Raw genomic sequence first — 19,366 nt, forward strand, 5'->3', positions numbered from 1 at the left:
TCTAAATCTTATTCTGGATTTAATTTTTCTTCTTTGTTTGTACTTTCATTTTCCGTTTTCTCGTCTTCTTTATAAAGCAGCTCAATTTTTTGAAATTGCTCATTTCCTGGTAATTCTTCTCTATTACGAATATTCAAATAACTGTAAAAATCATCCGTTACTTCATATAAATTTGGTGTCCCAGCTGTCTTTTTCCGTCCAGAAATATAAATTAGTTTTCTTTCCAGCAGGTTTGACATAGTCTTGTCTACACCGACACTTCTGATCTGCTCTATTTCTGCCTTAGTTATAGGTCCTTTGTATGCGATAATTGCTAATGTTTCCATTGCTGAACGGGATAGTTTCTTTAATTTCATTTCTGGATTAAAAAATCTTTTTACATCAGATCCAAAAAGCGGATTTGACACTAGACAAACAATTCCATTTTCAATTTTTAAATTTATTCCAGTATTTTTTCTTTTTTCCCTTAAATTATTCAACACTTCTTCCATCTCAAAGTTTTCCATCCCATAAAATTGTGCTAATTCTTTAATTGTTATCATTTCCTTTGACAAAAAGATTATCGCTTCCAGTTTTTCTTCAATATTGTTAAATTTATTTATATTTTCTTCATTTTCTCTATTATTTTCCATATTTTACCATTTTCTAAAATATTCAGATTTCTATTTAAAATTTTGGGGAATTCTCCTTTAACTGTAACTTCAGAAAATTCCCCTAGATATTTATTCATAAAATGAATCAAGATGACTTATATTTTAAATTAATATTCGTGCGTTGGAGAAATAATAACATTTTTATATCTGTCAAAATCATCTAATACTTGTGCAATCCCTGTTACAACTGCGTGAATTGCATCATCTCCAACAGTTACTTGTAATAGCAATTCCTTTTCGATTCTTTCTTTTAGAATTCTGATACCTGCTCCACCACCAGATAAGTAAATTCCAGTTTCATAGATATCAGCTGCCACTTCTGGCTCTATTTCTTCTATTGTAAGTCTTACTTCATCAATAATTGAGTCAATATGTTTTCTAATTGCATCGTTAATTTCAGATGTTTTTATTTTCATACTTTTTGGTAATCCTACACCTAATTCACGACCTCTAATTTCATATGCTAAATTAGGATCATCTTGACTTATTGTATTCATTTTTAGTTCTTCCGCTGTTCTTTCACCAATTAATAAATTATGTTTTTCTTTTACAAATTCCATAATATCTTCATTCAAATGATCTCCAGCAATCTTGATTGATCTTGATAATGCCGCTCCTCCAGATACGATAAATGCAATTTCTGTAGTTCCTCCACCTATATCAACGATTAAATGCCCTTTTGGCTCAAACATATCAATTCCAACACCAATTGCAGCTGCTATTGGTTCTTCGATTAAATAAACTTCTTTTGCTCCAGCATCTTTTACTACTTCAATTACAGCTCTTCTTTCCACTTGTGTAACTCCACTTGGAACACAAATGATAACTCTTGAGCTTTGAAATCTATCTTTTTTTATTCTATGCAAAAATTCTTCAAGCATTCTTTCTGTAACTTCGTAATTAGAAATTACTCCATTTTTTAATGGACGTATAATTTCAGTATGTTTTGCTGTTCTTCCAATTATTTCTTTCGCTTTTTCACCAATATGCTCTAGCTCTTCCGTTTTTTTATTAATTGCCACATAAGTTGGCTCATCTACCTGAATTCCTTCTCCCTTTACATACATAACAGTATTTGCTGTTCCTAAATCAATCGCTATATCCCTTGTAGTTCTTGGTGATATATTGGTTTTAAACAAATCAAAAAATTTCATCTATTCCTATCTCCTTTATTTTTTGTTTTTTCCTATAATAATCTAACTCTAAACTAAAAATGTTGTATTGTGGATAATTATTATATTTTCATTCTTAAAGTATTTTACCATTTTTTTTAAATATACTCAAGCAACTTTAAACATTGAATTGCTATAATTTTTCAATTATTATAAAAAATTTATTTATTTTTTACTTTATATCGTCAATATTGTCTGTTATAATTTGATCATCATAACTTATGATACCAGACTCTTTTAACTGGTCATAAATTCTTGAAGCTCTTGGAAATCCTATTTTTAATTTCTTTTGTAACAGTGTGATTGATATTTTATTTTTTTCCTGTTTTATAATGTTTATTGCATTTTCAAAAAAAGGATCCGTATCATTTATTTCTTCTTCAGGCTCTTCCAGAATTTCATTTTTATATTCCACTTTTTTAGTTGTCTTTAATGTGTCTGTCAAGTTTTTGACTTCCTCATCTGAAATATATGCCCCCTGAATTCTTTCCAGTTTTGAAGAACCGTTTGCAAGTAACAGCATATCTCCCTGTCCTAATAATTTTTCTGCTCCTGAAGTATCCAGAATTGTTCTTGAATCAATTTGTGATCTTAGTGCAAAGGAAATCCTGCTTGGCAAATTTGCCTTTATCATTCCAGTTATGACATCTGTAGATGGACGTTGAGTTGCTACAACTAGATGTATACCAACGGCTCTTGCTTTTTGTGCGATTCTTGCAATGGATTCTTCCACACTTTTAGAAGCAACCATCATTAAATCTGCCAACTCATCAATTATTATGACAATATAAGGCATTTTTTCAACGTAGCTTAATGCATTGTAGCCTTTTATATTTCTTACTCCATTTTCCATAAGTTGCTTGTATCTTTTTTCCATTTCATTAACTGCCCATTTTAAGGCAATTGCAGCTTGCTCTGGGTCTATAATTACTGGAACTAATAAATGCGGAATATCATTATACGGCATAAGTTCAACCATTTTAGGATCAACCATTATAAATTTTACTTCTTTTTCAGATTTTTTGGAAATTAATGTTGAAATCAAAGTGTTTACAGAAACTGATTTCCCTGAACCTGTCTGTCCTGCTATCAGCAAATGCGGCATTTTCGTAATATCTATGAATTTATCTCGACCGACAATATCTTTTCCTAATATTACTTTTAATTCTCCTGTGTCCAGTTCTTTATTTTTTATAATGTTGGAAAAATGTACAGCCTCCTTTATTTTATTTGGAGTTTCAATACCAATCGTATTTTTCCCGGGAATCGGCGCTTCTATACGGATACTTTCTGCTGCCAAATTCATTGCTATATCATCTGAAAGTCCTGTAACTTTGCTAACTTTTACTCCTTTTGGAATAACAATTTCATATCTTGTAATAGTAGGTCCATATTCATAATTTACAACTTTTGCCTCTATTCCAAATTCCTTCAGAACATTTTCCAGATGACTTACATTTTCTTTAATTCCATCTTCAATTATTTTTCTTTTTTCAACATCCATAGGTTTTGACTTAAATATTTGTGCAATTGCATTTTTTACAACATCATCGTATCCTTGATTGTGGTCAAACATTGCATTGACTTCCTTCAATTTTTCCTCAAAGCCCTTTTCTGGCATATCGACATTTTCAAATGCTTCAAGTTTTGGAAATTCCTGAAAATTTGAATCTATTTGTTCAGAATTAGATTGTTTTGAAATTTCGTCTCTCGCGGTTGGTGTTACAATTTCTAGTTTAGTTTCCCGTTGACCATTTTCTTTTATAATATCATCTTTTGTTTCAGTTTTCAAATTATCTGTTAAAGATTCCAGTTTATTTTCTTTTTCTTCTGAAATTTTCATATTTTCCAATGGTTTTATTATTTCTTCCGCTTCATCATTTTTCATTTTATTTTTTTTGATTTTTTCAAGATTTTTTTGATTTTCCTTTTCTTCAAAAATTTCAATCCATTCTTTTTCTTTTTCAGCTAATTCTTCTTTAGAATATACTTCTGTTTTTTGTAAAAAATTATTTTTTGGTTTTTTAGAAATTTCAAAGCTTAATTTTTCGTTTCTGGACTGAATAATTTTTGCTTTTAACATTTCTCTCTGATAACGTTTAAAATCTGTCTTTTTTAATTTTTCTGCATATTTTTTAGCTGAAAGTTTTCTTTTTTTCTCTTTATACTCGTCACTTTTGTAATACTTTAAAACTTCTTTCAAAAGTTCATAACCAAGCTCTATGAGGTCTTTTATTAAAAAACATACACAAATTATCATTAAAAATACTAATGCTATTTTCAACACATTCATATGCACAATTTTATAAACCGGCATTAATAGTAATGCTCCTGGAATCCCCCCACTTTCGTGGTTAAATCCAATTTCCAGCAGCTTTCTTCCAGCTTCCGAAAATACATTTGATAAAGCGTTTTTACCCACAGAATTAGCAACTAACAACATAGAACATGTTAAAAATATTCCAACAAGTGCAACAACTTTCCCTTGTGTTATGTCAATTTTAATTTTTTCATAAAAAAATATGATTGTTCCGTATATTATAGCTGCTATTGCTATAAACCACGTCATTTTCCCAAAAATTAATGAAATTCCATTTAATATTAAGGAAAAAATATTTTCTCCAACATTATCATTTGACATATTTGATTTATTTGCTAACAATAGAATCAGTATAAGCCCCACAGCAAACCATATTATACCTTCAATCTTTTTTTTATCCATTTTACTATCCTTTCTAAAAATTTTTATTTCTCACTTATCTTATAATTATATTTTTATCTATAAATTCTTATTTTAAATACAAAATCTAATTTGTCCTGTACCTACAAAATCAGACTATATAAACTTATAGTTTTAATAAAATAGTTAAAACTCTCAAATTTGACTTTGAAGCAATTTTTACATAACATAGATTTTTTACATAATATCATACATTATACTATATTTTTTCAATTTTGTCATTTTTTTATTAGGATTATTCATCTTTTAAATATTTTTAGTTCAAATTTTATTAAATTAAATAATCACTTTTTATATTTCTTAAAAATTCCCTTAATATAAAGCGTCATTAATATATATCCTTAATCAAAAAGTTAGGAAACCGTTTTTTATATAATAATTTCACAAACACCTTGAAAAATAATGATTTGACTGTTATAATTATAGCAATTAAAAAATATCTTGAGAGGGATGTAATGGATAGAGATGAATTGGTAATTCCTAAGCACATTGCGATTATTATGGATGGAAACGGTCGTTGGGCTAAAAAGCGTGGAAAAATTCGGCTGGAAGGGCATAGAGCTGGGGCTAACAGTCTTGAGAAAATATTAAGACATGCAGGAAATATCGGCGTTAAATATTTGACTGTTTATGCATTTTCAACTGAAAATTGGAAAAGACCTGAAAAAGAAGTAAATGGCCTTATGGATTTATTTGCTAAATATTTAGACAGAGAGAAAAAAACATTAAAAAAACAAGGTGTAAAACTTCTTGTTACAGGGGCAAAAGAAAATATTTCCGAAAAATTGCTGAAAAAAATTGAAGAAACTGAAAATTATTTGGCAAATTGCGAAAACATTGTCTTTAATATAGCATTTAATTATGGCGGCCGACGGGAAATTGTTGACGCTGTAAATAAAGTTTTGGAAACAAAACTTTTGAATGAAACAAGTGGAGTAGCGTCTGAACAGTTTAATAATGAAAATAATGGACTAAATGTTACAGAAAAAGTGGTAAATGGGTTTGTGGATAAAGAAGAAAATTTGGAAAATATAAAAATTACGGAAGAAGAGTTTTCTAAATTTATGTATCGTCCAGAAATTCCAGATCCAGAGCTTGTAATCAGAACAAGCGGAGAATTTAGAATAAGTAATTTTCTGCTTTGGGAGGTTGCCTATTCAGAGTTTTACATAACAGATGTTTACTGGCCTGATTTCGATGAAAAAGAACTAGATAAAGCTATTTTATCCTTTAATAAAAGGGATAGAAGATACGGAGGACTGAATGTTAAGTAGATTATTTATTATTTTGTTATTTGTACCTTTCCTTTTATGGATATTTCTAAAGGGAAATGTGATGTTTCTAGTATTTACACTTGTAATAATTGGAATGTCACTGTTTGAATTTTATAAAATGCTAAAGGATAAAGGCTTTGAGGTGGCAAGCAGAATTGGAATGGGACTTGGGCTATTTTTGCCTATTGCAATATATTTTCAGGAAAATTCAAAAAATGTATTTTCATATTTTAAATTTGCCCTTTTTAAACAAATTAACTTTGATATGGGCGGATTTATCGTGTTTGCAATAATGCTATTGGCTTTAAGGCAGATTTTAAAAGTAAAAATTCAAAATGCGATGGCAGAAATTTCCTACACTTTATTTGGAATAATTTATGTTTCATATTTATTTTCACATATTTTACTAATAAAGTATGAATTTCCAAACGGGAATATTCTGGTTGTAATGACATTTATGCTAATCTGGGCGTGTGATATTTCCGCCTATCTTGTCGGAATGGCAATCGGTGGAAAAATATTCAAGCACAGGCTAGCTCCGAAAATTAGCCCCAAAAAATCAATCGAAGGTGCAATAGCAGGAATTTTAGGAGTGTTTTTAGTAATTTTATCATTTGATAAAATATATTTATTTATAGCAAATTTCGTATGCGGAATCTCATTTTTATCAAAAAACTGTTCCGTAAATTACAATTACGTTGCCATTGGTGGTTTGAAAGCCTTGATTTTGGCACTTGCAATAGGAATTTTCGCAGAACTAGGAGATTTGGTAGAATCTAAGATAAAAAGAGAATTAGAAGTAAAGGATTCTGGGAATTTACTTTTAGGACACGGTGGATTTTTAGATAGATTTGACAGTGCGTTATTTGTATTGCCAATTGTGTATTATTTTATGAAGTACGTAGCATATTTATAAAATCAAGTTATTGAATAAAAATAAAATAGTAAAAGGAGAAAAAATAAAAATGAGTATAGATAGAAACAATGAAATAGAAGTAAAAAATGAAGTAGAAAGACAGTTTAATATTTTAAGTCGTGGGTGCGATGAAATAATTAATGAGAATGAATTTAAGAAAAAGTTGGAAAAATCAATTTCGACTAATACTCCACTACGGGTTAAATTGGGGATTGATCCGACAGGTTCGGAGCTGCATCTGGGGCATGCTGTGCCTTTGAGAAAATTAAAGCAGTTTCAAGATTTGGGGCATGAAGTGCTGTTTTTGATTGGGACTTTTACAGGGAGAATTGGAGATCCAACAGGGAAATCTGAAACTAGGAAGATGTTGTCGGAGGAACAAGTAAGTGAGAATATAAAAACATACTTGGATCAAGTAAAATTGATATTGGACTTGGATAAAATAAACGTTGTTTATAATGCTGACTGGCTGGAAAAATTATCACTTTCAGATGCATTGAATTTATTGTCACAGTTTACTGTATCGCAAATGATTTCGAGAGAGGATTTTTCAAAAAGACTGGCTGAAAACAAACCAGTTTCGTTAATCGAGTTTATGTATCCAATTTTACAAGGATACGATTCAGTTGAACTGAAGGCTGATGTGGAATTGGGAGCAACAGAACAAAAATTTAATTTGCTAAGAGGAAGAGATTTACAGAAAAATTTTGGACAGGAGCAGCAAGTCTGTATGATAATGCCAATTCTGGTAGGGCTTGACGGAGTGGAAAAGATGTCTAAATCACTTGGAAACTACATTGGTGTAAAAGACACTCCTAATGATATGTTTGGTAAAGTTATGTCAATTTCAGATGAATTGATGGAAAATTACTACACAATGATAACAGATGTTCCTTTTGAAAGAATTGAAGAAATTAAGGTTCAAATTGCAGATGGAAGTTTACATCCAATGGAAGCCAAAAAACAATTAGGAGCAGAAGTTGTAAAAATTTACTACGGTGAAGAAGCGGCTAAAGAGGCAAGAGACTGGTTTGAAAATGTATTTAGCAAAAGAAATTTAAATGTAGATTTGCCAGAAGTTGAATTGGAATACAAAGAGGTAGGAATTATTGACTTACTAGTAAAAGAAACAGAATTGCTGCAAACAACAAGTGAAGCTAGAAGATTGATTCAACAAGGCGGATTTAAAATAAATGATGAGCCAATAAAAGATGTAAAAGCTACAGTTATTCTTGAAAGTGGAATGATTATTAGGGCTGGGAAAAAGAAAATTGTGAAAGTTAAATAAAAAGTTATAATTACAGAAATTTATATAATTTTATAAAAATTAATTACTGAACAGACTTATTATTTTCTATTCAAAATCTGTTCAGTTTTTTTTATATCTTTTTTTCTTGAAACTACATTGTATCTTTTTTTTATTTCTTCAAGTTTATCAATAATTTTTTTATTTTCTTCTCTGGAAAAATTTTTCACTGATAAAAAGAATTTCATTGAACCTTCAAAACTTCTTATAGATTTTGTCAAAAAAACACGTTTTCTAAAAAAAGGAGGCTTTCTGACAATATCATCAAAATCAATAAACGCAATTCTTCCACTTTCCTTGTCTATAAAAAAATTCCCAAGACTAAAGTCCATGTGATAATACCCTTTTTCAAAAAAATTTTCTTCAAAATTTAACCACAAATCGACTGTTTTGTATGAAAGCTCAAAATCATTCTTCTCAACCAAATAATTATAATAAGATATAAAATTACCATTAAAAGTTTTATTTATATTTTCAGAAACTGTTTCTATTTTTATGTAAAAAGGGGTATATTTTAAAACCTTATACTCGACTATTTTCATAAAATTCAATTCTGGAAAATCTTTTTTTAAATATTTTGCAACTTCAAAGGAATTTTTTCCTTTTTCTCTCGTTAATCTCAAAAAAATCTTCAGAGCCTTCTCATTTTTGTATTCATAAGTTTTATAAAAAAAATTTTTTTCATTATCTATATTTAAATTTTTACTTTCCTGCATAATTTTTCCTTTATTCTTTTTTATCAATTCTAACATATTCTTTTTTTTATTTCAATGAATAAAAATTTTTTCACTTATTAAATAAAACTGTTATAAAAAAATAACAAATATGATATAATAGCTCTGTATATAATAAAGGAGAAAATATGAAAATCTTGATAATACATACAGCATTTATAGGAGATATCGTTTTATCCACACCTTTGATACAAAAATTAAAGGATTTGTATCCAAAATCTAAAATAGATTACCTGACATTACCGACAAACCAAAGTGTCTTGTATAATAATCCTAATTTAAATGAAATAATTCTTTATGACAAAAAAGGAAAGGATAAAGGAATAAAAGGATTTTTAAAAGTTCTAAAAATTTTGAAGCAAAAAAAATATGACTATGCGGTAATTCCACATAGATTCATAAAATCCATACTACTTGCAAAATTAGCCAAAATTCCTGATATTGTGGGATTTGATGTTGCAACTGGCTCTTCCCTTCTGGATAAGAAAGTCCATTACGATATGAAAAAGCACGAAGTGGAAAGACTTTTAAATTTAGTCGGATATGAAGGAAAAAGAATTCCAGTTAGAATATATCCAGCAAAAGAAAATTTTGTAAAAATTGAGAAAATATTGAAAAATAGCGGATATACTGGGAAAAAAGAGCAAAAATTAATATTAGTTGCACCAGGGAGTCAAAGACCTGAAAAAATGTGGCCGATAGAAAAATATCGAGAAGTAATCCAGAAACTGAAAAAAAATGAAAATTATTTTATTGGAATAACTGGTTCAAAATCTGAAAAGGAGTTGCCCTTAAATTTTGAAAAAGATAAAAACGTAATTGATTTTCGCGGCGAAATAAGTCTTGTAGAATTTGGAGCTTTAATTTCAAAAGCTGATGTTGTTGTAGGAAATGACAGTTCTCCAATTCATATTGCAAGTGGATTTGAGAAACCATTTGTAATTGGGATTTTTGGACCGGGAAAACGAAGTTTGGGATTTTTTCCTTGGACTGAAAAAAGCAATGTTATTGAAGATAATGAATTTTATGAAAATAATATTGTAATAATTCCTAAAAACCAACACAAGTATAAAAAAGATTATTACAAAGGAATTCCTCTGATTAGTACAGACAGGGTTTATGAAGAAATCATAACACGAATCTAAAAAACAATTGTATAATTTTTACAGCTACCAAAATTATAAAAAGGAAGAAATATTATGAATGAAAAAATAAATTTAGTTATAAATAAAACAGGATATATTTTTTGTCTATTGGTTGGAATGTCTCTGTTTTTCTCAGAAAAATTTGAAAATAATGTTGCGATACCTTTATTAATGATACTGTTTTTAATCTCAATGTTAATAAAGAATAATCGAAAAGAAATTTTGGAAAATATAAATTTAGATTTGGAATTTTCCATAGAATTATTGTTATTTGTATGTGTTCCATTTATAATAGCATATTTAGACGGCGGAATAAAAACTCGGTTAGATAATTACATCTTAAGATACTTAATATTTTTCCCATTTATGTATTTTTTAGGAAATAAGAAAAGAGTTTTCAATTTTTTAAAAGTATTTTTATTTAGCGGAATAATAATTATGATTTTAGCAACCTTTAACTTTATAAAAACTTATAATGAATGGGCACATCCAGTAGGGCTTTACTATCCAAGGGTTACTGCTATTCTGACTGTTCAGGATTTTGCTAATATTATGTGTATAATATTTCTATTTCTATTATCATTTTTACTTTTTTATAAAAATGAAGATAATAAAAAAAATAAAATAATAAAAATATTTTTATTTTCCATAATGATGCTAACTTTATTTCTAGTAATTGTAAATCGTTCAAAAATGGTTTATATTTGTTTAATACCTACAATACTTTATATTGTGTATAAAAAGAAAAAAAGATTTATTCCTATAGTTTTTTTAATATGTCTTGGTGGATATTTTGTATTGCCAAGTTCAATTTCAAATCGATTACAATATATCGTGAATTATAAAAAAGATCCTTCAAGTAATTTAAGGGTAATATTTTGGGAAACTGGGCTAGAAGCATTCAAGCAAAAACCATTATATGGCTGGAAAGCAGAAGAGAGGAAACAATTTAATCTGGATTATTATAAAAAAACAGGTGTTAGCGATTATGTGCATAAAAATTTTTTAGATAGATTAAGTGAATGGAAAATTTATTATGTTCATACACATAACACATATTTACAGTTTTTATTGGATTTTGGAATTATAGGAACTTTATTTTTAGTAATATTTTTTGTAAGTGTAGCTTTTAAAGCTATGAAAATAAATTTTTCAAAAAATATGGAAAATTCAGATTCTAAATTAGTCGCACTTGAAATTGCAACTAAATCTTCCTTAGCAGCTTGGGCAATACAAGGAATTACAGATATTAACCTAAATAATAAATATATGGTCATAGTTTCAATGATACTAATATTTTTATTAAATTATCTTTGGAAAGAAAAAATAAATTTGGAAAGAGGAAAAACAATTAATGAATAAATATAAATTTAGAATTTCAAAACTAGATAGACTTAACAAAACTCTGAGAAAAAAACCTTATAAATATATTTATAAGGAAATGATGCCAAAAAAATTGTTTAATAAGATTCAAAATAAAACTTATTTTAAGACTCAAAAAATGGTTGGAGAAGATTGGGACAGAGTATTAAAAGAATATTTTACAAATAAAATTGAAACTGAACAAATTAAGCCAAAAAAAACATTTAATAATGAAAAAATTATATGGCAGTTCTGGGGACAAGGATGGGACTTTGAAAAATTGCCTGATGTTGTAAAAATAAGCTATAAATCTGTAGAAAAATATAAAAAAGATTATGAAATAATACATTTGGATATGAACAACATAAATGATTATCTGGAAATTCCAGCATATATTTTGAAAAAAGTTGAAAATAAAAAAATGGGATTTGCTCATTTTACAGATATAATAAGACTTGCCCTATTGTATAATTATGGCGGAGTCTGGATAGATGCAACAATATTATTGACAGATTATTTACCGCAGGAATATTTTGAAATGGATTACTTTATGTTTCAAAGAGATGATAATTTGGAAAATAAAAAAGATTGGGAAGATTATGATGACTTTTACTTTTCATGGAATAATGAAATGAAAGTTAGAGTTTTAAACAGTATCATTTTCGCAAAAAAAAATAACGAAATAATAAAAACACTGCTGGATATGCTGCTAATATTCTGGGAACACAATGATTTAGTTCCAAATTATTTTTTCTTTCAAGTTTTGTACACTGAATTAATCGAAAATTATTATAAAAAGAAACAATGTAAAATCGTATCAGATACTTTAACTCACGAACTTATAAGAGTCTGGTTTGATAAATTTTCTCAAGAAAAATTAGACGAAATAACAAAAAGAAACAATGTTCATAAACTTACATATAAGATAGACAGTGGAAAAAGAGATACAAAAGGGACATTTTTAGATTATTTTAAAAAAATGTATGATATAAAATAATTTTTAAAAAATATAAAATATAAAAGGTGAAAAAATGAAAATATTGGTGCTGCATGGACATTTAAGCATGGGCGGAGAAGAAAGAGTTCTGCTAAATGTTCTGAGAAATCTTGTAGAACTGAATTACGATGTTGATTTATTAATAACTTGGAATCATAAGGAAAATAACTTATTTGAAAATGAAATTCCAAAAAAAGTAAATTATGAATTTTTATTTGACAGTTATAACGGAAAAAATAAATTAATCAAAGAAATTTACCGAATAAAAGCCAAAACAACTTATTTAAAAAAAATAGAAAAGAAAATAAAAAACGAAAAATACGATATTGTTATTGATTATTCTTCAAATTTATTAAAATATGATAATTTTGATATAAAGATACCTGTTTTTGCATGGATTCATTTTTCTTTGACTTTTGGAGAAAAATTGACTTTGGAAAAAATAAAAAAATACAAAAAGCAATATAAAAAATATTCAAAAATATTTGCAATAACCCGCGTAATGAAAGAGGAATTTATCAATAAAGTTGGAATAGATGAAAAAAAAGTGGAACTGGTTTACAATCCAATTGATTTAAAATTAATTGAAAAAAAAGCTGAAAATGTAGAAAAAAAATATGAAAATTATTTAAAACAGGACTACTTTTTACAAGTATCACGCCTAACACAACAGAAGCAGCCTGAACATCTAGTTGATATCTATTATAAACTAAAACAGGCTGGCATAAAGGAAAAACTTTATTTTATTGGTGATGATGAAAAAAAAGAAATAATTAAACAGAAAATAAAAGAATATAATCTGGAAGATGACATAATTTTATTAGGACAAATTGAAAATCCATACCCATTTTTTAAAAATGCAAAATTATTTGTACATACTGCAAAATATGAAGGATTACCGACTGTGCTATTAGAAAGCCTTGCTTTAGGAACACCTGTCGTGTCTTATGACTGTCCTACAGGTCCAAGAGATATATTAGGAAAAAATAGCGAATATGGGGAACTGATTTCATTAAATGATAAGGATATGTTTGTCGAAAAAGTCCTTGAACTGATGAACAGCAAGGAAAAATATGAAAAGTATAAAAAGTTATCATTGATTAGAGCTAATGACTTTTCAATGGAAAATAACAAAGTAAAACTAAAGGAGTTAATAGAAAATATTAAAAAGTAATTTTCTATAAAGAAAGGTTACACAATGAGTATAATAAATGGGATAAAATCTAAAATAATAATATGGCTATTTGGTTCAAAAAAAAAGCACAAAAATATTAATTTAAAGAATATAAAATCAATTTTATTAAATCCTAAAGATTCAATTGGCGATACTTTAATGTGTTTCTGTTATGCAAGGCAACTCAGAAAAATGTATCCTGATGCAAAATTAGGAATAGTTGTGACAGAAAGAAATATAGAATTTGCAAAATTAAACAATGAGAATGAAAAAATAATTGATACTATTGTAAAACGGAAAGATGTACTTAAAAATCGTAAAAAATGGGATATGCTGCTAGACTTTCTAAGCAAGGAAAATACAAAAAGAATGATATGGAAAAAAATACTAAGTCCAAAAATTACTATGATTTTTGGTGAAACAAATGAAAATCATTACTATAACAGGAAAACTTTAAAAAACTATGATTTTGACTGTACTCCGCCAATAGAAACACACATTATAGATTATCTGGTAAATTCAGAATTCGCAAAATATTTTAAGATAGAAAGAGAAAAGCCGCATATTGAACTTTTAAAAATGCACATTAACAGGATGGAAAGATTCTGGAATACTGATTTTGGAAAATCAGGGAAAAAAATAAGGATTTTTCTTCTTCCACAAGGTAGCGACAGGGAAATGAAACCTGAAGAGGTTGCTAGTTTGCTAAATAATATTGAAAATGATAAAATTAATAAAGTAAAAATTATTATGGGAAAAACAGACGGAAGTGAAGAATATTTCAAAAAATTGAAAACTTTTTTAAACAAAGATCTAGATATTTCCCTATCTCAAACATTTAACATTAGGGAATATTTACTATTTATGGCAGCTTCCGACTTGGTAATCGGAGTTGACGGTGGTGGAATTCACATGGCTTCTTCCTTGAATAAACCATTATTAAGCTTTTATGCGAACAATAAATATAACTTATGCAGATGGTCTCCAATAACAAGTGTTGACAGCCTACAAGTAATTTCAAAAAATGAAGGAAATCACAATCAGACATATAATTTTTCAATGTCAGAACCAATAGAATGGCTAAATTCTCAAATAAAAAAATATATAAATATTAAATTATCTAAATAAAAAAGAAAAAGTGACAATTCTTTTTAAATGCTTTGTAAGCAAACTATGAGGATATGCGTTCCCCCCTAAAATTAACGTAAATAATATATCTAAATAAGGAATAAAAAATAATGAAAAAAATAAATTGGAAATTTTATAGACCATATAGAGATAAGCTGGTTGATAAAAAAAATGAAGTTTTAAGCAGGATATTTGATAAAAAGAAAAAAGATATAAATTTATTGTCTTCAGAAATAAATAGAGTCTTATTTTTAAGAACTGATGGAAAAATTGGAGATTATATAATAAGTTCATTTATTTTTAGGGAAATTAAGAAAAATTATCCCGATATAAAAATTGATGTAATTGCTGACAAATCTTTAAAAAAATTGCTAAAATTAAATAAAAATATAGATAATTACTATATTATTAATAGAAAACATATGAGTGACTGGAGAGCAGTTTCAAAAAAATTGAGAAAAAATGATTACACTGTCTTATTTGACTCAACAGAAGGATTAAAATACAAGCAAGTTTATTTGCTAAACAGGGTAAATGCAAAAATTAATGTTGGATATAATAAAGATGATTATAAAATATATAACAAAAATATAAAGCAGAATAATACTTTAAAAATGACTGAAATTTACAGACAGATGCTAGAAAGTGTAAATATTAAAGTAAAAGACACTAAATATGATATTCCAGTTTCAGAAGAATCAGAAAAAAATGTGGATGAATTTCTGAAAGAAAATAATGCAACCGAAAAAATAATCGCATTAAACTTTTTTGGAGCTTCAAGAGGCAGAAAAATAAACGAAGAAAATGCACTAATTATAATAAAAAGACTAACCGAGATGTATGATAAACACAAAATCATAATACTAGACTCTCCTAACGACAGAGAAACAATATACAATATATTAAAAAAGGCTGACAATAAAAACGTGCTATTCTTTGAAAAATCTCAAACAATACTGGACTCAATTTCCATAATAAAAAGAAGCAATTTAACAGTGTCTCTAGATACTTCGATTTTACATATTGCCGAAGGGCTTAATAAAAAAATAATGGCTTTTTACGGACCGAAAATTAATAAAAACAAATGGAGAATAAAAGAGGAAAACAACATACTGATTGATTATCCTGAAAATAGAATAAATGATGTGGATTTTGAAAAATTATTTGACAATTTAAAAGTTTAAAAAATATGAGTAAAATCTAAAAGATGAATTGGGAGAAGATACAATGAAATTGTCCGTTGGAATAATAACTTTTAATGAAGAAAACAGGATTGGAAAAACTTTGGATTCTGTGAGAGAAATAGCAGATGAAGTAATAGTGGTTGATAGTGAAAGTACAGATAGGACTACCGAAATTGCTCTTTCTAAAGGGGCAAGAGTTTTTGTGGAAAAATGGAAAGGATACGGACCACAAAAAAATTCTGTATTGAAAAAATGTAAAGGTGAATGGATTTTATTAATAGATGCAGATGAAGTAATTTCACCACAGTTAAAAGAAAAAATAAAATCAATTATAAACAGTGAATCTCCTTCAGGTGATGTTTATAAAATAAAGCTCAGAAATATTGCCTTTAAAAAGGAAATAAAATTTGGTGGCTGGGATGATTATGTTATAAGGCTTTGGAAAAATGGAAAAGTAACAATAAGTGACCGTGAAGTTCACGAAAAATATAAAACTAAAAGTAAAATAAAAAAAATAAAGGAATTAATAATTCATTACACTTATGACAATATCGAAGAATTTTTAGAAAAATTAAACAGATATACTTCGCAAAGTGCTAAAGAATACATAAAAAAAGGTAAAAACGCCAGTTTTATAAAAATATACTCAAAAATGTTATTTAGATTTATAAAAATGTATATTTTACAGCTAGGCTTTCTCGATGGATATGAAGGTTACTTGCTTGCAAAATATAGCTCCATTTACACAATGACAAAATATACCAAGTTAAGAGAAGAATACTATAACAACCTAGGAAATGACACTTCTCTCGTAATCACAACATATAATTGGCCAAAAGCTCTGGAAATCTGTTTAAACAGTGCATTAAATCAAACTGTTCCACCAAAGGAAATAATAATCGCTGATGATGGTTCAAAACAGGAGACAGTAGATTTGGTAAAAAGATTCCAGCAAAGTTATCCACAAAGCAATATTATCCATTCTTGGCAAGAAGACAAGGGATTTAGGGCTGGAATGTCAAGAAATAGGGCAATTAGCAAAGCAACTGGAAATTATATAATAATAATAGATGGTGATTTGGTATTAAATAGGCATTTTATTGAAGATCACATAAAAAATAGAAAAAAAGGATGTTTTATACAAGGCTCAAGAGTAATAACTTCTCCAACATCATCAAAAGAAATAATGGAAGGAAAAAAAATAAATTTCTTTGACAAGGGAATTAGAAATAAAATGAATATGGTAAGAAACGGACTTCTTTCCAAAATGACTACAAAAATTGATAGAAATTTACGTGGAATAAGATCCTGCAATATGTCTTTCTTTAAAGAAGATCTTGTAAAAGTCAATGGCTTCGAGGAAGAAATTGAAGGATGGGGAAGAGAAGACAGTGAACTTGCAGTGAGACTGTTTAATATTGGCTGTAAAAAGAAAAAACTAAAATTTGAAGCATTAACATGCCATTTGTATCATAAGGAAAATGATAGAAGCAGACTGAAAAAAAATGACGAATATCTGGCAAATGCAATAAAAAGCAGAAAAACAAGAGCCAAGAAAGGACTGAACAGATATGGAAGACGTAACAGCAGTAATTACTAGCTGCGGAAGATTTGACCTGCTGGAAGAAACATTAGACAGTTTTTTTGAGTTTAATACTTATCCAATAAAAAAAATAATAATTACTGAAGATAGTACCGAAGGAAAAAAATTGGAAAAATTAATTTCAAAATATAAAGATAAGAAACAGAATTTTCAGCTTATAGTCAATGAAACAAGATTAGGACAGCTAAAATCAATTGACAAAGCTTACCGTGAAATTGATACTAAATATATTTTTCATTGTGAAGATGACTGGAAATTTTTTAAGAAAGGCTTTATTGAAAAATCTATAAAACTGCTTGAAGAAGATGAAAAAATTTTAATTGTCGGACTGCGTTCCAAAAAAGATTTTCCAGAAAATTTCTTTTTTGATAAAGATTATGTTTCAAAGTCAGGCGAGCATTACTACAATGTGAAAGGGGAAATATTTACTTATAATCCAGCTTTAAGAAGAAAAAAGGATATGGATTTATTTGGACTTCATGAAAAACTGGAAAATCAGAGATATGAAGAAGTTCTTTCAAATTTTTACAAGGAACGTGGATATAAAACAGTATTTTTTAAAGAACCAGCTGTAGAACATATTGGAAATAAAAGGCATGTTCATTTTAGCAAAAATAGAAAAAATACTGTACTTAGCTTTAAAATTGATAGGCTAATTAAAAAAATACGAGCAAAAATTTTAAAAATGAGAGGCAAAATATAATTTTTTTTAAATAAACTTTTTTCATTTTTTAGTTGTTATTTTTTTGTTTTTCGTATAAAATATAAGGGGAAACATTTATAGTTTTATAGCAATATTATTTTAAAATCAAAGTTAAGTGATAAAATTAAACTAATTTAAAATTTGGGTTCAACTTTAAAAGAATATTACTGTGCTGTAAATTTAGAAAGAAGGAAAAATGATATATACATATTTGTTTTTGACGGTTGTTTTGATATTTTTAATATTTATTATTTATAACAAAACTAGAAAAAGTTTCGTTTTATGCCTTATGTATCACAGTGTTGACAATGAAAAAGGAAAAGGTGGAATTTTTGTTAATGAATTTGAAGAACATATAAAATGGATAAAAGATAAAAAAACTTTTAAAATGGAAGAATTAAAAAATTTAAATTATACATTGCCAAAAAATTCCATATTAATAACCTTTGATGATGGATACAAAAATAACTATACTTTAGCTTTTCCAATTTTGAAAAAATATAATATGAAAGCTACTATATTTTTGAATACAAAATTTATTGGAAAAGATGAATTTTATTTAAACTGGGATGAAATTAAGGAAATGTATGAAAGTGGACTCGTGGATTTCCAGTTGCATACCCACTCGCATCAGTTGACAATAAAAGATATTTCCGTGCTTGATTTTTACGATGAAGAAAGTTCGCCATATTTTAAAAGAGAAAGTTATAATTTATTTTTTGAAGGAAATTATGATGAAAAAAAAGATAAGGAAAAATTATATGGATTGCCAGTATTTAAATTAAGAAGTAAAATTTCAATCGCTGGATATAAACCCAAAAAAGATTTTCTAAAAAAATACCAAAATATAAAACAACTTCAAAAATTTAATAAAAATGAAAAAAAAGATTTTCTAAATAAATTATTTAAAGAAAAGCAAAATGAATTTTTTGACAAAATTAGTGAAGAGCAATTTAGAAAAACTGTAGAATTTGAAATTTTGGAAAATAAAAAAATTATTAAAAAAAATTTAGGAAAAACTCCAGATTGTCTGGCATATCCTTGGGGGCATAGGTATAACGGAAATCGTGAAGATATAAGAAAACTAGGCGTGGATGTCTTTATAACTACAAGAAAAGGGGTAAATTCCTTAAAACTCAATAAAAATTGGATTTATCGTGTGAGCGGAGATGATTTTGAAAATTTTGATGAATTTAAGCAGGAATTAACTGATGGAAGCGGACCATATTATAGAAAACTAAGAAAGATTTTCACTAAAAAATGAAAAAGTAATTT

At 27.5% G+C, this 19,366-nt stretch carries 16 protein-coding genes; 12 read left to right on the forward strand and 4 right to left on the reverse strand.

From position 1 onward, the window contains the following. Window positions 1-8 precede the first annotated feature (8 nt). From scpB to LEBU_RS11275, 3 genes are all read right to left on the reverse strand, one after another. Complete coding sequence (gene scpB, locus LEBU_RS11265) at window positions 9-632, reverse strand: SMC-Scp complex subunit ScpB (protein WP_015770436.1); 624 nt, start codon at window positions 630-632, stop codon at window positions 9-11. A 128-nt stretch (window positions 633-760) separates the two neighbouring features. After that, window positions 761-1,807: a rod shape-determining protein gene (mreB, locus tag LEBU_RS11270; RefSeq protein ID WP_015770437.1), complete on the reverse strand. Its 1,047-nt coding sequence runs from the start codon at window positions 1,805-1,807 to the stop codon at window positions 761-763. Between the two features lie 190 nt (window positions 1,808-1,997). Continuing rightward, complete coding sequence (locus tag LEBU_RS11275) at window positions 1,998-4,547, reverse strand: DNA translocase FtsK (protein ID WP_015770438.1); 2,550 nt, start codon at window positions 4,545-4,547, stop codon at window positions 1,998-2,000. Between the two features lie 473 nt (window positions 4,548-5,020). Here LEBU_RS11275 and uppS point away from each other — a divergent pair, with 473 nt between their 5' ends. Genes uppS through tyrS form a run of 3 tightly spaced genes read left to right on the forward strand, consistent with a single transcriptional unit; the run spans window position 5,021 to window position 8,043 of the window. Then, on the forward strand, window positions 5,021-5,839 hold the full coding sequence (gene uppS, locus LEBU_RS11280; protein WP_015770439.1) for a polyprenyl diphosphate synthase: 819 nt from the start codon (window positions 5,021-5,023) through the stop codon (window positions 5,837-5,839). Then, a complete protein-coding gene (locus LEBU_RS11285) occupies window positions 5,829-6,755 on the forward strand; it encodes a phosphatidate cytidylyltransferase (RefSeq protein ID WP_015770440.1) in 927 nt (308 codons plus the stop codon). Before uppS ends, LEBU_RS11285 begins: the two co-directional genes overlap by 11 nt. Before the next feature lie 49 nt (window positions 6,756-6,804). Beyond that, window positions 6,805-8,043 (forward strand): tyrosine--tRNA ligase, encoded by a 1,239-nt coding sequence (gene tyrS, locus LEBU_RS11290; RefSeq protein WP_015770441.1) that lies wholly within the window; start codon window positions 6,805-6,807, stop codon window positions 8,041-8,043. A gap of 59 nt (window positions 8,044-8,102) precedes the next feature. Here the strand turns inward: tyrS and LEBU_RS11295 are convergent, their stop codons facing one another. Then, window positions 8,103-8,777 (reverse strand): hypothetical protein, encoded by a 675-nt coding sequence (locus LEBU_RS11295; protein ID WP_015770442.1) that lies wholly within the window; start codon window positions 8,775-8,777, stop codon window positions 8,103-8,105. Window positions 8,778-8,923: 146 nt separating this feature from the next. On the opposite strand from LEBU_RS11295, the gene LEBU_RS11300 reads away from it, so the two are divergent. From LEBU_RS11300 to LEBU_RS11340, 9 genes are all read left to right on the forward strand, one after another. Further along, window positions 8,924-9,940, forward strand: coding sequence for a glycosyltransferase family 9 protein (locus tag LEBU_RS11300; protein WP_015770443.1), 1,017 nt, complete (start codon window positions 8,924-8,926; stop codon window positions 9,938-9,940). Between the two features lie 54 nt (window positions 9,941-9,994). Then, the gene (locus LEBU_RS11305; protein ID WP_015770444.1) at window positions 9,995-11,302 is read left to right on the forward strand and encodes an O-antigen ligase family protein; all 1,308 of its coding nucleotides are present in this window, start codon (window positions 9,995-9,997) and stop codon (window positions 11,300-11,302) included. Further along, window positions 11,295-12,299, forward strand: coding sequence for a capsular polysaccharide synthesis protein (locus LEBU_RS11310; RefSeq protein ID WP_015770445.1), 1,005 nt, complete (start codon window positions 11,295-11,297; stop codon window positions 12,297-12,299). Before LEBU_RS11305 ends, LEBU_RS11310 begins: the two co-directional genes overlap by 8 nt. 34 nt (window positions 12,300-12,333) lie before the next feature. Continuing rightward, a complete protein-coding gene (locus tag LEBU_RS11315; RefSeq protein WP_015770446.1) occupies window positions 12,334-13,473 on the forward strand; it encodes a glycosyltransferase in 1,140 nt (379 codons plus the stop codon). Window positions 13,474-13,497: 24 nt separating this feature from the next. Then, window positions 13,498-14,601 (forward strand): glycosyltransferase family 9 protein, encoded by a 1,104-nt coding sequence (locus LEBU_RS11320; protein ID WP_015770447.1) that lies wholly within the window; start codon window positions 13,498-13,500, stop codon window positions 14,599-14,601. Window positions 14,602-14,711: 110 nt separating this feature from the next. Continuing rightward, window positions 14,712-15,785 carry a glycosyltransferase family 9 protein gene (locus tag LEBU_RS11325; RefSeq protein WP_015770448.1) on the forward strand — a complete coding sequence of 358 codons (1,074 nt, stop codon included), beginning with the start codon at window positions 14,712-14,714 and terminating at the stop codon, window positions 15,783-15,785. Window positions 15,786-15,828: 43 nt separating this feature from the next. Beyond that, complete coding sequence (locus LEBU_RS11330) at window positions 15,829-17,385, forward strand: glycosyltransferase family 2 protein (protein WP_015770449.1); 1,557 nt, start codon at window positions 15,829-15,831, stop codon at window positions 17,383-17,385. Then, window positions 17,357-18,091: a glycosyltransferase gene (locus LEBU_RS11335; protein WP_015770450.1), complete on the forward strand. Its 735-nt coding sequence runs from the start codon at window positions 17,357-17,359 to the stop codon at window positions 18,089-18,091. The genes LEBU_RS11330 and LEBU_RS11335 overlap by 29 nt, the downstream gene beginning before the upstream one ends. 196 nt (window positions 18,092-18,287) lie before the next feature. Further along, window positions 18,288-19,355, forward strand: coding sequence for a polysaccharide deacetylase family protein (locus tag LEBU_RS11340; RefSeq protein ID WP_015770451.1), 1,068 nt, complete (start codon window positions 18,288-18,290; stop codon window positions 19,353-19,355). The last annotated feature ends 11 nt before the right edge of the window (window positions 19,356-19,366 follow it).

The sequence above is a fragment of the Leptotrichia buccalis C-1013-b genome, assembly GCF_000023905.1.
GTDB lineage: Bacteria > Fusobacteriota > Fusobacteriia > Fusobacteriales > Leptotrichiaceae > Leptotrichia > Leptotrichia buccalis.

What these genes read in the sequence shown, in the direction of transcription:
- LEBU_RS11300 (WP_015770443.1), top strand. Translation starts at nt 8,924, where the DNA reads ATGAAAATCTTGATAATACATACAGCATTTATAGGAGATATCGTTTTA.
- LEBU_RS11310 (WP_015770445.1), top strand. Translation starts at nt 11,295, where the DNA reads ATGAATAAATATAAATTTAGAATTTCAAAACTAGATAGACTTAACAAA.
- tyrS (WP_015770441.1), top strand. Translation starts at nt 6,805, where the DNA reads ATGAGTATAGATAGAAACAATGAAATAGAAGTAAAAAATGAAGTAGAA.
- mreB (WP_015770437.1), bottom strand. Translation starts at nt 1,807, where the DNA reads ATGAAATTTTTTGATTTGTTTAAAACCAATATATCACCAAGAACTACA.
- LEBU_RS11315 (WP_015770446.1), top strand. Translation starts at nt 12,334, where the DNA reads ATGAAAATATTGGTGCTGCATGGACATTTAAGCATGGGCGGAGAAGAA.
- LEBU_RS11295 (WP_015770442.1), bottom strand. Translation starts at nt 8,777, where the DNA reads ATGCAGGAAAGTAAAAATTTAAATATAGATAATGAAAAAAATTTTTTT.
- uppS (WP_015770439.1), top strand. Translation starts at nt 5,021, where the DNA reads ATGGATAGAGATGAATTGGTAATTCCTAAGCACATTGCGATTATTATG.
- scpB (WP_015770436.1), bottom strand. Translation starts at nt 632, where the DNA reads ATGGAAAATAATAGAGAAAATGAAGAAAATATAAATAAATTTAACAAT.
- LEBU_RS11320 (WP_015770447.1), top strand. Translation starts at nt 13,498, where the DNA reads ATGAGTATAATAAATGGGATAAAATCTAAAATAATAATATGGCTATTT.
- LEBU_RS11335 (WP_015770450.1), top strand. Translation starts at nt 17,357, where the DNA reads ATGGAAGACGTAACAGCAGTAATTACTAGCTGCGGAAGATTTGACCTG.
- LEBU_RS11340 (WP_015770451.1), top strand. Translation starts at nt 18,288, where the DNA reads ATGATATATACATATTTGTTTTTGACGGTTGTTTTGATATTTTTAATA.
- LEBU_RS11275 (WP_015770438.1), bottom strand. Translation starts at nt 4,547, where the DNA reads ATGGATAAAAAAAAGATTGAAGGTATAATATGGTTTGCTGTGGGGCTT.
- LEBU_RS11285 (WP_015770440.1), top strand. Translation starts at nt 5,829, where the DNA reads ATGTTAAGTAGATTATTTATTATTTTGTTATTTGTACCTTTCCTTTTA.
- LEBU_RS11330 (WP_015770449.1), top strand. Translation starts at nt 15,829, where the DNA reads ATGAAATTGTCCGTTGGAATAATAACTTTTAATGAAGAAAACAGGATT.
- LEBU_RS11305 (WP_015770444.1), top strand. Translation starts at nt 9,995, where the DNA reads ATGAATGAAAAAATAAATTTAGTTATAAATAAAACAGGATATATTTTT.
- LEBU_RS11325 (WP_015770448.1), top strand. Translation starts at nt 14,712, where the DNA reads ATGAAAAAAATAAATTGGAAATTTTATAGACCATATAGAGATAAGCTG.